At 38.0% G+C, this 16,315-nt stretch carries 10 protein-coding genes and 2 other annotated features (1 of these 12 only partly in view); all 10 genes read right to left on the bottom strand.

From position 1 onward, the window contains the following. Window positions 1-62 (bottom strand) — a binding site (T-box leader); it reaches 178 nt to the left of the window's first position. Window positions 63-99: 37 nt separating this feature from the next. After that, window positions 100-334, bottom strand: a binding site (T-box leader). Window positions 335-457: 123 nt separating this feature from the next. Then, complete coding sequence (locus P3R27_RS01510; protein ID WP_126134260.1) at window positions 458-1,132, bottom strand: HAD family hydrolase; 675 nt, start codon at window positions 1,130-1,132, stop codon at window positions 458-460. A gap of 113 nt (window positions 1,133-1,245) precedes the next feature. Continuing rightward, window positions 1,246-2,718: a helix-turn-helix domain-containing protein gene (locus P3R27_RS01505; RefSeq protein ID WP_126134261.1), complete on the bottom strand. Its 1,473-nt coding sequence runs from the start codon at window positions 2,716-2,718 to the stop codon at window positions 1,246-1,248. Continuing rightward, complete coding sequence (locus P3R27_RS01500; RefSeq protein WP_034686728.1) at window positions 2,696-3,259, bottom strand: hypothetical protein; 564 nt, start codon at window positions 3,257-3,259, stop codon at window positions 2,696-2,698. The genes P3R27_RS01505 and P3R27_RS01500 overlap by 23 nt, the downstream gene beginning before the upstream one ends. Before the next feature lie 121 nt (window positions 3,260-3,380). Further along, window positions 3,381-4,472: a WxLIP family cell surface protein gene (locus P3R27_RS01495; protein ID WP_034686731.1), complete on the bottom strand. Its 1,092-nt coding sequence runs from the start codon at window positions 4,470-4,472 to the stop codon at window positions 3,381-3,383. A gap of 155 nt (window positions 4,473-4,627) precedes the next feature. Continuing rightward, complete coding sequence (locus P3R27_RS01490) at window positions 4,628-5,365, bottom strand: WxL domain-containing protein (RefSeq protein ID WP_034687207.1); 738 nt, start codon at window positions 5,363-5,365, stop codon at window positions 4,628-4,630. Window positions 5,366-5,382: 17 nt separating this feature from the next. Beyond that, entirely contained in the window at window positions 5,383-6,171 is a 789-nt protein-coding gene (locus P3R27_RS01485; RefSeq protein WP_034686733.1) for a WxL domain-containing protein, read from the bottom strand. A gap of 38 nt (window positions 6,172-6,209) precedes the next feature. Further along, window positions 6,210-6,935 (bottom strand): WxL domain-containing protein, encoded by a 726-nt coding sequence (locus tag P3R27_RS01480; protein ID WP_034686735.1) that lies wholly within the window; start codon window positions 6,933-6,935, stop codon window positions 6,210-6,212. Further along, entirely contained in the window at window positions 6,932-7,315 is a 384-nt protein-coding gene (locus P3R27_RS01475; protein ID WP_034686737.1) for an EF2685/EF0750 family sortase-dependent surface protein, read from the bottom strand. Before P3R27_RS01475 ends, P3R27_RS01480 begins: the two co-directional genes overlap by 4 nt. Window positions 7,316-7,346: 31 nt before the next feature. Continuing rightward, a complete protein-coding gene (locus P3R27_RS01470) occupies window positions 7,347-12,191 on the bottom strand; it encodes a beta strand repeat-containing protein (RefSeq protein ID WP_080693128.1) in 4,845 nt (1,614 codons plus the stop codon). A 1,349-nt stretch (window positions 12,192-13,540) separates the two neighbouring features. After that, window positions 13,541-16,189: a magnesium-translocating P-type ATPase gene (mgtA, locus tag P3R27_RS01465; RefSeq protein WP_034686742.1), complete on the bottom strand. Its 2,649-nt coding sequence runs from the start codon at window positions 16,187-16,189 to the stop codon at window positions 13,541-13,543. Between the last annotated feature and the right edge of the window lie 126 nt (window positions 16,190-16,315).

The raw sequence follows: 16,315 nt of genomic DNA, 5'->3' as shown, positions 1-16,315 counted from the left end.
CAGCTACCGAAGCTCTCTGTTAAAGGTTTTTGTATTTGTACTTACTATTTCAACGCAAAAAATATAAAAAAAATCCTTTTATCAGCATAAATCTACTGATAAAAGGACGACGTATCGTGGTACCACCTTTATTCGGAAGTTTCCTTCCCTTGATCCAACATCTCTTGACGAGAAATTGGTTGTCTGTTTTAACGGTCAGACATTTCCGAACTTGCCTACTTATCGACAAGTTATTCTCCAAGGCCATTTTTCAACTTTTCTTACTTGACTCTTTCCACCAACCAGAGCCTCTCTTTGAAGTTTCCAAGTTTACTTTCCTTATCAACGAATCCATATTTTGTTGTTGAGAACACTTTATCTAAGTGAAAACAAAAAGTCAAGCAAGAAATTTAAAAAAATAAGCACTCAGTCGGTTGATAAATAAAAAAATCGTTGGTGGCACTGGATTTCCAGCCGCTTATTTTTTTCCTTTTTGTTTTTCTAACATCTCCAACACGATCAAAAGATCGGTACCTTCTGCTAAGATCGATAAATCTGCTTTTTCTCTTTCGGTATAAGCCCGATCAAAGCTTGAATCTGGAATCAGAACAACACCCATTCCTGCTCGTGATGCGGAGGTCGCACCAACCAAAGAATCTTCCACTGCAAAGGCTTCTGACGCTGTCAATCCCGACCGCTCTAGCGCAGTTAGATAAGGAATTGGTGAAGGTTTATTTTCAGACACTTCATCCCCAAAGGTATATGTATGAAAATAAGGCTTCAAAGAAAATTGATCCAAAATATTGCTTGCTCGTTTTGTTACCGTCGTCGTTGCTAGGCCAAGAATGAGTTTTTGGTCATTCAATTCTTTCAATACTTCTTTTGCATGAGGTTTTAATTGGATAGCGCCACTATGCAGTTGTTGATAAAAATATTCTTCTCGTTTTTCGCGAACCTTTTGTACCATCTCCGGTGTTCCCGCCATTTTGATCAACAAATCATAGCTTTGTTTCCAATTTTTCCCACCCCATGTATCAACGATTTCTTGAGGTATTTCGATGTCGAATTGCTTGAATCCCCATAGCCAACCGTCACGATAAGTTCTTTCTGTATCAACTAATAGTCCATCTAAGTCAAATATTGCACCCTTCATATCCACTGATCCTTTCAAAAAACAATATCTGTAGTGTATCATGTTTTTTCATTCAAACCAATGGGATCTCAAGCATTTTTGTTATGAGTGGTAATCACACTCACCCTCCGTACTCAATTATTCGGATTCATTTTAGTTATTTTATTTCTACGAATCTTTAATAATTGATTTGTAAAATTAGCCCAATCGACCGCCCTTGGAGGAACTAACCAAATGATTTGGAACATTTCTCCAAAAGAACAAATTTCTTTATCTGTCAAGAGTAGATCTGTTTCATCATCGGCCTTCGTTTGGTAAATGATATTCAAGTCAGAGATTTTTTGGATATTATTTTTGATCAACGCATTAAATTGTGGCCCAAAGGAAAAATCAATGCAAATACGCAGCGGTTTCAATTGTTGATCGATGGGTAATATATCCATCATCACTAACACATAATTAAAAAATAAAAATTCTTTTGCGAGCCAAATTTGCTTGTTCTTTTTTTGTTTTTTAATGTAATCTCTGCAAAACAAAAAATATTCTGGATACATTTCATAAAAATAAGTGACATCCAGGTTGTTATTGTCATCAATATTTTCTTCTTTGAAATATTTGATCTTCAAATGCAAGACCGTCAGCTGTCTTCTGATTTCTTTTAGTTGATTTTCTGAAAGAATAAATGCTTGCCCAAGTTCTTCAAGAAATAAGTCATTCAAGACAAGTATTTCCTTTAGTTTCACTCCCTCAATAAGTTCCGGCTCATTGATTGCTCCTTCGACAACAAGATAAGCAAAAATCTGTTGCGCTTCGCTAAATAGCTCTTTTTCCGTAGCAATCTTTGACTCTTTTTCAAGCCAAGAAAGTATGCTTCGAAAGAAATCATTTGTTTCTAACATTTTTTTATTGAATGTCAATTGACTTTTTTTATTCTCAGACATTCGCCAACCTTGCTTTATTCGAATCAAGCTGACTGAAAGAAAATGTTGGAGTTTTGTTTCACTAAAACCTGTAAAAGAAGCAGCGAATTTCGGTTCAAGGAATCGAATCAATTCTTCTACTTGCTTTGTGATCTCTGTTGGATAAACCGAATAAGCCCGTCCGTATAATTTGGTGAAATAAAACGTCACCAATCCACGTACAGAGCCTTCTTCCCCACTTAGTAAGAATTTTTTTGTGACTGTAAGTTCTTTATCTGCTAATCTCGTACGCATGTCTTTTAGCTTTTGGTAGACGAGGGGATGACTGATATAATTCTTGATCGCATAGTCATTGACAGATTCGAACGTTTCAAAAAATATTTCTTGTAGCATCAAAAAACCAAAGGAATGACGGACATACATTTCACCTAAAATTGTCGAATTCCCTCGACCACTCTCAATCAGTCGAACGTTATTTCCTTCGAAAAATAGTTGAAATTCATCCGTTAGCCCATATTCCAAAAAATCATGTGACAATTCTTCCATTGACTTATTCAGCAAAAAATAAGAGATATCCAATTCTTCTAGCACTTTTTCATGATTTTCAATTAAAAGTGGCTTTGTTTCTAAATAACGTAGCAACTCTAACTTTCGTTGTGCTGGCTTATCTAAAAATAGTTTGAACATTTTGATTTCCTCTACCTTCTGGTTTTTCTCCATAGAGTATCGTACCTGAAAATAAGTAGCTCATTGCTGCCATCTGACTATTATCTGAACTAGCAGAGCCAGAACCACTCGACTGTGGCAACATCACTTGGTTATGAAAGTGATCATCAGAAAAAAAATCATCATCTAGGGTTATTTTACGTGATGTACTAGCAATTTGGCTAATAATATCGCCCTGGTGATCTAATAATCTTGTTTTGTTTGGCCGCTTTTTTTTAGGAATTGAAGAATCTTGATACGGTAATTCGGCTTGTGGTTGTTCTTCAACTTTCTGCTTTTCGTTATTTATAATTGCAGGATCTTGTGATTGTTCGGTGTGTTCCCCCTCTGCTTCTTTCCCATCCGGTACAGGACGTTGGGGAGTAACTGGTTGAATTTGGATTTCTTCTGTTGGATTCAACGGATCATAAATGATTGTTTCTGCATATATATAGATGGAAGATTCAAAATAGACTGCCGCAAACAAAAGTGTTCCTAATATAGCGATTTTTTGTCTTTTCACTTTTCTCACCCTTTTTTGATTAGACATTTTAAGTAAGTGAAACCATACGTTTCCAAGCAAAAATTGTCTGACTGATCTTATTTATTTGATCAGTCAGACGTTTTTTTATCAGGGATTGATATTATTTATCTTCAGATTCATCTTCATCTTTTTGTTTTTTTCTTTTCCAAAAAATAAATAGAAGTAAAAGAAGCAATAATAATAGGACACCGAATAATAGATAGATCCAAGTATTGTCTTGTTCAATCGTCACATCTTTATCGTTTAATTCCCTAGCAACTTCGCCTTTGATTTCAAAGTCTTTTTCAAATTCCCATTTATATTTATAGGTCTCGTCAGAGCCATTAGAAGTTTTGACCTTGTATTCCCCATCTTCAGCTTTTTCGCCGTAAGCAGTCATCTTCATCGTATACTTGCCTGCTTCCAACTTTTCACCATTTAAAGAAATAGGGTAGGCAAAGTGAGAATTTGGCGCCATTTGCATACTTTCGGCTTGGCTTTCGTACAGCACTTCAGCTGATCCTTTTTTCGTGATCGTTGTTGCTACATCCAATTGATTCAAGTAAACCGCTTGAGGATTTTGCAAATGAACATTGATCACATTTCTCGCATTGACTTGTGCGGGTTCCACTTTCGTTGCTTTGAGATCAGGTTTGATCGCTGTCATATTTTGACGAATCAATAATGCCACTACGTAAGAGTACTCATTTTTGATGGCTAATCCTTTATCTTCGGAAGAAGAGTCCTGTGTGTCAGCCGTTTTTTCTTTAAAAGTGATTCCACCTGCCATGACACCATCAAATTTTTCTGCTGGCATAGTGACTGTGATTGGCACTGTCACTTCCGCATGTTTTGGCAACGTCACTTCTGGCTCTGCTTTCGCATAATCTTTTAAATTGTAAACTAAACTATTATCGGGTTCAATTTTATTTTCACCATACTCCACCACACCATTCAAATTAGTTGTTGCACTGTTAATCGTGGTTTCAATCGTGATGTCGTTGTCTGTGTCATTGCGTAATTGGACTTCGATTGTTTGTTGTTTGTCAGGTTCCATCAATAGATCGAAATATGTTTTTTCTTTATCAATTTGATTTTCGGGAATCACTGGGGTAACCGCAAAATTAAATTCTGATGCAAAAGTTGATTGGACTGGGACCATACTTAGTATGGCAACCATGAGGCTGACAATAAGAATAAATCTTTTTTTCATAATATTTTTAACTCCCTGATAAATTAGATGTTGGCGAGGCTATGACAGAAGTGTTCTATCCCTTCAAAGGTAACTAATATCACTGCGTTGCACCAATTTTTTTTAAGTCAAGACAAAAAGTTCTTTCACTCTTGCCTTGACCAGATTGTATTCGATTAGTTTCCTGGTGCATCTGTTAACGTCCAAGTGAACGTTGTTTGGTAAGCTTTTGCGTATTTTGTCGTTGAACCTGGTACTTCTAGTGCAATACTATTTTTCGCAGTATCCACTGAATTTCCCCAATCCATCAAATACGTTCCAGCACCTTCACCATTTTTCGCACTCATCACCAATGATTCACTACCACTTGGATCTAAGCTGAAAGTTGCAACGCCAGTTGGTTTTGCTGATTGTGAACCAGTCACGACATTACCATTTGATAATGTGATTTTTGCACCTGTCAATTCTTGGTCTTCCGCTGTTTTGAATTGTGCATTTTGTTTTACTTTCAATGTCCAACCTGTTTCAGTTCCACGATTGTCAGATACTTGAACAAAGTTTGGTCCTTCTTTTTCAACATCACTTGCATTCTTATATTTTTGCGCTGCAGCATAGTAAGTTTGCGTTTTAGACGTGATTTTTTGTTCACCGAAAACTAGACTTGAAGCAAAGTCGATCGACAATGGTCCATTTGTACCTGGATTTGGCTTACCATCAGGATTTGTTGGATCAACTGGCGTCACTGGTTGTTCTGGATCAAGTGGATCAACTGGATCAGTCGTCTCTGTATTTGGCACATAATTGATGACTCCGTTTGAAGTATACTCTCCACCATCAGCTGCTGCTACGCTAACTGTGCTGAATACTCCACCTAATAACATTGTTGATAATAAGATCATTTGTGATTTTTTCATTTTTATTTTCTCCATTCTTAATTTCCTGGTGTATCAGATAGATTCCAAGTTAATGTTGTTGAGTACGTGACTGCATCTTTCGGCGTTTTACCTGGGATGGTCAATGAAACACTTTTTGTAACCATTGAGGATACGTCTTTATTTTTTTGATCTTTCATTGTGATTGTCTCCACTTTATCCCCCCATGCTTCGATCCACGTGCCAGAACCTGCATCTTGTCCTGCACTTAGTACAATCGATTCTGCACCGTTTGGATCTAAGGTGATTTCAGTGATCGCAGTCGGTGCAGCTACACCCTCTGCATTTGATTTCACTACCGGATCTTGCAATTCGATTACCGCGCCAGTCAACGTTTTGTTTAATGTGTCATCGTTCTTAAATTGACCGTTTTGACATACTTTCAATGTCCAACCAGCATTATTTCCTCGGTGATCAGACACTTGGACATAATCGGGTGTGACTAGATCCGAAAATGTGCCATCGTCATTTACATAAGTCTGTGCTTTGGCATAATAGGTTTCTGTTTTATTCGATATCTTATTCATACCGAAATCAAAGCTTGAAGCAAAGTCGATCGATAATGGCCCTTTTGTACCTGGCTCTGGGTCTGTTCCATCTGGATTAGTTGGATGAACCGGTTTGTCTGGATCAGGGTCGATTGGATTGACTGGATCGATTGGTTCCGTATCAGGTATAAAATTGACCGTACCGTTACTTGCATACTTTGCTTGATCGACTGCTTGAACGGTAACCGTCACTCCTGTCAAAAGACTAATGATCATTAAACCACTTACTGTTTTTTTCATATGATCCCCCAAAGTGATTCATTTTCTATCTTTTTCTTTTATGGTGCTGGCGTAGATTTAAGGCTCCATGTCAATGTAGTGCTATACTCTTTCGCTAATTTGACCGTTTTACCTGGCACGTTAAGTTTTACAGCAGTTGCGCCTTGTGTGGCATCCGTACCAAATTTGTAGATCCAAGTTCCCATACCTTTACCCGCATCAGCAGTCATCAAGACTGATTCGCTTCCAGGAGTCAATGTGTTTTGTGCTACTAGATCTGGTTTGTATTGATCATCCATAATCGATGCACTTGCACCGTTACTTAAGGATAGTACTGCACCTGATAACTCTTCAGCTGCGGCAGTTTTGAATTGCGTATCTTGCTTGACAGATAAGCTCCATCCTTCTTGTGTTCCACGTTTGTCTGTTACTTGTACGTAGTTTGGTCCATCTGTACCATTTGCAAATGTTTGGACTTGCGCATAGTAATCTTTTGTAACTGTAGTAATTTTTTGTTTCCCAAATTGGAAGCTTGAAGCAAAATCAATTGATAACGGTCCGTTCGTCCCTGGATTTGGTCCATTTGGATCAGTTGGATCCACTGGTTCTACTGGACTTGTTGGATCAGTTGGATCAACCGGGTTTGTTGGATCGGTATCTGCTTCAAAAGCGATCACACCATTTGTCTCATAGCTTGCAGTTTCATCCGCAGCAAATACTGTGCTTGTTCCCATTAGTGTACTAAATAAAATAATTCCAGTTGTTAACAACGTTGTCTTTTTCATTTTTCTTTTCTTCTCCTTTTTATAACAATAATTATCAACACGATCAAAAGAAGGAAACTTCCAATAATCGTAAATTGTTTACTCCTGTATTCTCCAGTTTTTGGTAACTGTTTGCTATCCCCTTGTATCGCCTCTTGCTGTTCCACAGTTGCTCCATTTTTTTTAGAGGACATTTGATCCTCTTTAGTAAAGCTGGGGGAAGTTGGCTCATCCACTCCTTCTTCGGAACTGCTACTTCCTGCTTCAGGATATTCATAGGTGCCATAAAATCCTGTGACACCCTCACTTTTGAACGATTGCTCTTCATCGGCTAAAGCAATTGGCGTTTGAGTTAAAAGAAGTCCTAACAACACAAGGATCTTCCACCTTTTTTTCTTCATCTTTCCCACCTATTCTCTATCGTCGTGTTTTCTATGGATTACCAGGGGCTGCAACCAATGACCATGATAATGTCCCTTGATAACTTCCGACTTTTTGTTTTTCCGGAGGAACAGTTAACTTGATTCCTTTGTTGTTCGTTTGTCCCCACTCTTGATTGACAAGATATTCACCATTTGTCGTTAGGGTCTTCTCTTCCACGATCACTGCATTGGGGCCGAGTACTGTATTTTTTGTACCATCTGTAAACGAAAGTGTATTAGAAAGTTGGGTTGTCCCCGAAGTCAAAGGTTGTCTTTCAGTGACTGTCAATTGCCAGCTATTTCGTTCGGAACCTCTTGTATCTTTCACGATCAAATTACCTTCGATCAATGGCCAATACGTTTGAGTCGTTGTCTTAACTTTTTGCGTCTCGAAATTCATCGCATTTGGTACTTCTTTAAGCTCTAATGTACCTGTAATTGCTACATTGATTGTTTTTTCAGTTGTTACTCCATTTAGTTGATAGCTATACGTTGTTGAAACATTTTTTAAAACTTCCGCTTCTGTCGTATCCTTGATTGCTGAAAACGTTGCGTCTGCCAACGTTGGTTCTTGATTCGCACTGCCATCGGCTAAGATCACTTGTGCCAGTGTTCGTTGATTCAACTCTCGTTGAGACGTCAACGCATTGGCATCAGCTAAACTCATCCGAACATCTTTTGCATAGACTGCAAAACTGCGATCCGTCGAAATCGTTGCTTCATTTTTTACAACAATCAAGTTTACTTGTTGTTCCTTTTCATTCCCAGTCGTACCGACTTTGTAATCAATGACATGTTTTCTGGAAACTTCATCTGCTGCTAGTGGTTGCTTGATCCCGTCCATCACATCAGCGGTGATCGAATCCGTAAAGAATGGACGTCCCTTCGCCTCCATCAATGATAAAATCGCTTGTTTATCTAGTAAATCTTGTGCTTCTTTTTCAGAAATGATCACATTTTTAGCAGAAAGCTCAGCTGCATTCGAATACTTTACTTTGACTTCATAACTGTATTCGCTATCTGGTGATTGCCAATTGATCGTTGAAGAATCCTTTTGTTCAGCAATTGTTATCGGAGTATCTCCTTTTTTAGAACTGATGATTTCTGCTTGGTACAACCATGAACCAGTTGCTTGTGTTTCGGGCTCAAAGCTCAATTTTGGTGTGATACCTTTTCCTGATGGAATTACCAAGCGTCCTTTTTGAACTTTTGTACCTGCAGTTTCTGTTCCCCAAGCATTCAATACTAATGGTGCATTTCCTTCTTTCACTTCACTGACGTTATGAAAAATACTTCCTTCGCCTTGAGCGATCCCAGGATTTTCTACTTCATAATCGATAACTGAACCAGGTATGGCGATACCATAACCACTACCGGATTTTGAGACATCGTTATCCCCGATGAAGCTTTTACCAGTTGATTTTTCAGTTCCTCTGAAATTCAAAGGTGTTAGCTTTGTTGCATTGGCAATCGTTGGATTGATTGTTAAAACTTGATAGGCTTTATTTGCACCGAACCATGTACCGGTACTGTCTACTTGCGTTGCTGAATCTCCAGTAGTTGACTTGATCCAGACTAATTCATCTTTTGCAGGATCAGGAAACTCGACATCTGAAATATTGACTTTTCCTGTTCCAGGAAGCGTTTCTAAAGTGGCTTCATCCTCAATAGTTAACTTCGCTGCTGAAATTAAGTTACTAGAAGTTGAAACGCCGATCCCAGCATTTTTTGACAGATGGATGCTCCCAAATGAATGATAGGTTGTTGCATGATTGGCAGCAGTCGCAGATAAACCATTTTTGATATTTCCGCCATTTGCCATCAACTTTAATCCGTTCGTGACATTTAATTCAGTAAAATTGACGATTCCTAAGCCAGTAAGGTTGAGTGGATCTGTTTGATACTTGTTCGTGCCATCGACATTTTCACCAAAATTGAACACGACTTTGTTGATACTGGCATTAGCAATCGCATTCGTAAAGTTATCACTGGCTGCACCACCGGATAAACCGTTGATGCTGACAGCTCCTTGAACATTAGCAGTAACATTACGCAAAATTTTCCCACTGCTGATATTGGAATACTGTGTAGCATACAGATTACCAATACTAGAACCCTCCGCTTGGATATTCATCTGGATCGAGCCATTTTTGGTGTACGCAGCATTACTACCACCATCCCCATAAATGCTCGCACCATTTAATGAATCCACACCTGGTTTGGTAAAGATATTCAACGTAATCGTATTGTCTGTAGATGTGCCCAAATTCGTATTTTGTCCATACGGTCGTCCACCTGTGATATACGTGTTACCTGGTAACTTGAATTCACCGTCATAGTTTCGCAAATCAATGAGTAAACTAGCATTTCCAAGTAGTGACCCATAGTTTGTGATACCACCAGAAAAGCCATTAGAACCAGTTCGTGGAGTCCCAGAGAAGTTCCCACCATAGATGCGATTATCTGAATTTCCAGTGACAGTATGTCCAGCACTTGCGCCATAGGATGCACCCATAGAAGCATTGATGACTCCTTCATGGACTGTGACGCCAACATTGCCTACATCTTTAGCATCATTCCAACCGCCACCAGATAAAAACCAGTCTACTTGCCCATTATAGACAGTCGTTTGTCCGTTGCCATATACGCGTGCTCCATTATAGCCAGTACCTTCCAATGTATCTGCGATCCCGCCATTCAGCGTGTTAGAACTATTTCCTTCAATAACCCCTGAATAAGAACCACCATACGTCCAACGTGCAATCGTATTATTCAAAACTGTTTTGGTATCTCCTTTAATGTAGATATCCCATGTATCATTTGAAGCAGGATAACCACCTCCACCTACAACGTCCCAACCAGAAGCTTCCCCACGATTCTTCTTCGTGGTCGAATAGGCTAAATCGGTTGGCATTGATCCGGAATAGGCAAAGCCAGCTCCGCCGATTGAACCATCTGCATTAGCCGTTCCAACTTCAATCGTTGTGTTGCCTTCGATGTAGCCACCGCGACCTGCTGCTGTTGAATAGTTAGAAGAATTATTAAACGAACCACTGACTAATCTTGAGGTGATATTGCCGAAGACTTTGAACTCTGCCGCAGCTTTAGCTAAGTCAGCTCTTTGTTGTGGTGTATACGCATCATAGGTTGTTTCATTTGATGCCCCAATCCCACTTTTATTGAATTTAACAACGTTATTGCCAGCTCCGCCATTGAAATCATTGATTCCACCAGCAGATTGGGTTCCAGCTTTGATCGTATTCGTGATATTCCCAGTAACCGTACCAGTATAACGATTTCCGCCTTCAAATTCTGCCCGTCCAGCAGTGTATAAACTACTATCCAAATTGGTTTCGATTCCGTCAGTTGAACGATTGGTTCCGATATTTCCTCGAGATGACCCCCCGATAAATCGTTCGCCATTGCCATACCACCGACCATAACCTGAAATATTATTGGTTACTTTTCCACCAATATTCCCGTAGATGACACCACCATAAAAGGTACTTAATTGAAACCCTGTTGCACTATTTGTAACCCCGATAGTTGTAGATACAGTTCCCGTAACATTTGCTGTATTTGTCGGACTGGTTCCATTTCCACCACCGTACAAATTCGTGATTCGTCCACCCGTATTATTGATAATCGTAGAGACGTTTCCATCAACGGTACCAATATTAGCTCCTCCTGCTAATGTATTGATTCCCCCATTATTCGTATTGTTGATAACGATACTCGTATTCCCTTTCAGCGTGCCACCATTTTGATTACCACCAAAGATATTCCATGTATAAGAACCTGTCGTATTGATGGTGATTACCGGATTCCCTACGACATCTCCTGAATTTGTTCCACCATAAATTGAAATACCGTTACCGTTTGCTCCCCCATTCAAATTCAAGCTGTGCCCATTCATATAGAAATAAGAGCCGGTATAGCTAATATTTCGTAAAGTAATCGTTGAACCAAAGTAAGCATTCGCTGTAAAAGCAAGTGTTTTTGCACCAGATGGTACCGTTAAATCTTGTGTGATTGGATCATCTGAATGGCCGGTGATCACTAGTTTATTTACTTTATCTTTTAATGAGGCAAACGTAGCGTTAGTTGCATCGACCGTACTTGGAATATTGTTAGCGACTGTTGCAGCTGTTAATGTGACGTTTGATCCAATATACATGACGTAATCTTGCATATTGCCCGTATGATACAAATCATTTAATGCCGCTTTTACTCCGGCATCTGATGCAGCATATGTTTGGTAAGCTTGCGTGCTATCTGTGGGATTTGGTACAACAAGTACTTTCGTCTTATCCGCTGTAGCAATCGTATCTTTGATCGAAGCATCTATACTTCTCAAAGAGCGGAATGCCTGTTGTTTAAATACTGCTTTTAGTTGTAGATCCTTCGTCACTGTTAATTGGCTGATTTCTTCATTCGTATAGAGTTTGCCTTCAACTTCCCAACCGTTCAATGATTGCTCGTTCACAAAACTCGGGATATCACTACTTGCTAATTTTTCGTTTTCTTTAACTTTCAGTTCTTTAACTTCTGCTCCTGATTCGAATAAATGAGTGCTATCTGTCATAAAAGTTAAAGTAAAGTGTTTTTCTTCAGTCGTCGATTCTTGTGTCTGCGCCTCTGACTGTTTCACCTCCTCTTTTACTGATTCTGTTGTCTGTGTGACTGTCTCTTTACTTTGCATGGATGGATCATTCGACTCTTCTGTTTGAGTTGTAGGTGATTGAGTGACTGAGTCATTTTCAGTATCCACTGCCTGTACGACGGTTGACAACGGAGAAGTTATTCCTGAAAAAAGAAGCATTGCGACAACACACATAACAAATTTTTTTTTCATCTTATCTTCCCTTCTGCTTCATACAACAAAATTAACTTATTGATAATTATTATTGCTTGATTCTTTTTGTATTGTATAATGTTAAATCCAGTTATTTTTAAAAAAAATTTCTTTATTACTGAAAAACGTTTAATTTTTATTAGAGCATATTATTTGACTTTTAAAAATAACAAGTGATTTCTTAAAATTCAATTGAAAGTAAAAAAGAGCTGGTATATCAACGTTAATTATGTGTTACTAATTCGCTTTATCGACTATTTTCTGCTTATTTAATTTTCTAACATGAAAAAAAAATGAAATTTTCATGAATTATAATATAGTAAAGAACCTGTCATTTTTTTTAACGGCTATTTTTTCGAGTGCGTTTTGTTGTTTTTTTATTTCGAGTTTTGCATTATAATCTTATTTTTTGTTTATACTCATCGAATGATCATGCGTAATCCCTTCAAAAATGAATACATCCTATTTCCAAACACCATTTATCATAAATAAACCATCATTCATAAAAATTTGTAAAATACAATTTTTCATGAATGATGGCTTATTTTGTTTGGACACTTACGTTTCGACCTTAAATGATCAATTTTAGACTCCACTATTTTCAACTCAAACCTTTGTAACAAATATTTTATCTACCTGTCTCAACATTATTAGCTACCGATCTAAACAAACAGCTATTTTTATAAACGATAGTGCAATTATTCGTGACCGTGACCCCAACTACTCTCACTAATAATTATTTATTCAATTAAATCTATTTAGAGTAACTACGACAATATATCATTCCCACTTCTATTGAAGCTTCGATTCCCCACATACTCTTATGATCGTGTTTATCAAGAGTATTTCCCCGTTGGATTATTTCAATTGATCTTCCTTCGCCCCCTTATCTCGTTACAAGTAAAGGCATGACACAAATAATCCATTTGATTCAATGTTTGATCTTGTTGCTATATCAATGGTTTATGGCTATTTTACGTTTTTAAATCAAGCATTTTGTTCCTTCATTGAATCGTTGATTTTCTTCGTTTAAACAATACAATAACCAACAACAGATAATAATAGATTGCTTTTCCACAATCGTTCAAATATATTGTATAACGCTTGTTTCCGTTATATTTAAATATAACTTCTGAGAACGCTCGACTTTTGTACTAACCCAAATAAAAAATAGATTAGGCATTTACACTACCTAATCTATCAGTATTTGATTATTGATGTTACTATGCAATGATTCGCAAAAATTTTATAGTATAAGTGAATCATGCAAATGATTCATGATTTTTTATTGAAATCGTATCCGAAGGATGCTCAAATCCCTCGTACTAAAGTGCAGAAAAGACTTTCTCTTACAATAGTTCGCCAAATTTATTGATATAGATTTTTTTCATGAATGTAACTAATCCTAAATAAGCGATAACTGTCACGATCAACCAAATCCAATAGTTACCAGGTAATGGTAACAATCCTAGTTCTTCACCAAAATTAGTAAAGGGGAGAACAGAACCTACTAGAATACCTAATGTTGTAATTGAAAACATAATAAAAGTGGCATTACTTTGCAAGAAAGGCACTTTAGGTGTCCGTAACGCATGTAACACTAAGGTTTGCGTCCATAAAGATTCAACAAACCAACCAGCATGGAACAATGCGATAAATAGAACTTGTTGTGAGCCAGTCAATGTATGGTAACTCCCACCAACTACTGCTGGACAAATCACAAAGTACATCAATAGATAGGTCGTGATGTCAAAAACGGAACTCGTTGGTCCGAAGTACACCATAAATTTGCCAATACTTGATGCTTCCCATTTTTTTGGTTCATGTAAATATTCTTTATCCATTCTATCCCATGGCAAAGAGATACAAGATACATCATAAATCAAATTTAAAAATAAAATTTGTAACGGTAGCATAGGTAAAAATGGAAGGAATGTACTAGCTACCAAGACAGAAAACATATTGCCAAAGTTTGAACTAGCTGTCGCTTTGATGTATTTCATAATATTGCCGAAAGTCTCTCTACCTGACAATAATCCTTTTTCTAAAATCATCAAATCTTTTTCTAACAAGATAACATCCGCTGATTCTTTCGCAATATCTACTGCTGTATCTACTGAAATACCGATATCTGCTACTTTCATTGCTGGTGCATCGTTGATGCCATCGCCTAAAAAGCCTACTGTGTGACCATTGTTACGTAAGGCAGTGGTTAATCGTGCTTTTTGTTGTGGATTCAATTTGACAAAGACATCATGTGCCTCAGCAACTTTTCCTAATTCCTTATCAGACATCTCAGCGATTTTCTCGCCAGTGATCAATTCATTAATTTGTAAGCCTACTTGTCGGCAAACAGAGCGTGTGACCAACTCGTTGTCACCAGTCAATACTTTGACAGCAACACCATGATCTTTCAAAGCTTTCAAGGCTTGTTTGGTTGTTTCTTTTGGTGGATCAAGGAAAGCAAGATAGCCAATCAAGACCATTTCTGACTCATCTTTTACTGAAAATTCTCCAACCACACTTGGATTCGTTTTTTGCGCGACACCGATCACACGCAAACCATCTTCATTCAAGTCCTTCACTTTCGCCAAAACTGTTTCTCTTTGTTCAGTAGTCAATGGTTTGACTTCACCGCCAAGGTCGATGTATGAAGAGATACTTAACATTTCTTCGATCGCACCCTTTGTGATCATTTGCGTTTTTCCAGCTGGGTCAGCCACCACGACACTCATTCTTCTACGTTCAAAATCAAAGGGGATCTCATCTACTTTTTGATAACGAATCTTCTCTGTATCTAACGTCTCAACTGCTTCGTCGATAATGGCAACATCTAAAAGATTTTTTAATCCAGTTTGGTAGTAACTATTCAAGTACGCATGGCGCAATACTCGGTCATTTTCTTTTCCTTCACAATCCATGTGATATTCTAAAATAATCTTATCTTGAGTCAATGTACCTGTTTTGTCTGTACAAAGGACATCGATCGCACCAAAATTTTGAATGGCGTTCAAATTTTTGATGACTGTTCCTTTTTTCGCCATAGCACTGGCACCTTTGACCAGATTTGTTGTAACGATCATCGGTAGCATTTCTGGCGTTAATCCAACAGCGACTGATAAGCCAAACAAGAATGCTTCTAACCAATCACCTTTTGTGAATCCATTGATAACGATCACAGTTGGTGCCATCAATGCCATAAATTTGATTAACAACATTGATGTTTTTTGGATGCCTAATTCAAAGCTTGTTTTTACAGGTTTTTGTGACAAGTTTTGTGCCACATGTCCAAACATCGTGTCATTTCCAACAGAGATGATGATACCTTCTGCACTACCACTAATCACATTACTTCCCATGAATGCAATATTTTCATAACTCGTTTCACTTTGTGTTCTTCCAGAGCACACAGTTGCATGCTTTTCAACAGGATAGCTTTCACCCGTTAATGCCGCTTGTGAGATAAATAAATCTTTGGCAGAGAGCAACCGCATGTCTGCTGGGATCATATCACCAGCTGACAAACGAACTTGATCGCCACAAACGATCTCTTCCATAGGAATTTCTTTGTATCCACCATCTCGTTTTACGGCAGCTGTTACTTTCACCAATGATTTCAACTTTTCAGCAGCTTGGTTCGAACGTACGGATTGGATCAAGGTCATCGTGCCACTGACTAACACCATGGCAAAAATAATGATTACACCAAACAAATCTTTATCTGCTGGAGCAGCTAATAGATACTCGGTGATAAAAGAAATAATTCCTAAAGCAATCAATACTAATGTAAAAGGGGTGATAAACGCCTTGATCACTTCCACAATAAACGGCGTTTTCTTTCCATATGAAATACTGTTATTTCCATAAGCTTCTCTTAAATTTTCAACTTGTTCTGAAGACAAGCCTTTTTGTGTTGTTTGAAATAAGTCAAATAACTGTTGCTTATTTTTACTAGCAAAACCAGCGTAGACTTGTTTTGTTTCTTTCTTTTTTTCCATCTCATGTTCCTCCTTTGATCTTACCAAACACACACTGATATCTGCTGTGCGCTTGATCGTTTATCTAATCAACGGAGACAGAGTGTTTCAAAGGCGCTGAGAACAGATAGATAATAGTCTCAACAT

The organism is Enterococcus spodopteracolus (genome assembly GCF_030441955.1).
GTDB classification, from domain to species: domain Bacteria; phylum Bacillota; class Bacilli; order Lactobacillales; family Enterococcaceae; genus Enterococcus_B; species Enterococcus_B spodopteracolus.
Note: the sequence above shows the minus strand (reverse complement) of the source record. Positions and strands in the feature narration are given on the sequence as shown.